This window comes from Bradyrhizobium sp. Kon69, from assembly GCF_055807515.1.
Window position 1 is genome coordinate 1 of record NZ_JBVVOS010000407.1, and the last position, 261, is coordinate 261.

1 protein-coding gene is annotated in these 261 nt (G+C 59.0%); it reads left to right on the forward strand.

The features are described from left to right. Window positions 1-261: tRNA ligase subunit PheS family protein (locus AC0L3U_RS39605; RefSeq protein WP_473365150.1), on the forward strand; the 261-nt coding region annotated here is incomplete at both ends.

The following is a 261-nucleotide window of genomic DNA, read 5'->3' on the forward strand; positions in this document are numbered from 1 at the left end:
GCGAACATGTTGCTGCGCACCCATACCTCGCCGGTACAGGTCCGCACCATGGAAGCGAACAAGCCGCCGATCCGCATCGTCTGCCCAGGCCGTGTGTACCGTAGCGACTGCGATATCACCCACTCGCCGATGTTCCACCAGGTCGAAGGCCTGCTGGTTGATCGCGACATCAATTTCGCCGACCTCAAAGGCACCATCGAAGAGTTCCTGCGGGTGTTCTTCGAAAAAGAACTGGCGGTGCGTTTCCGTCCGTCCTTCTTC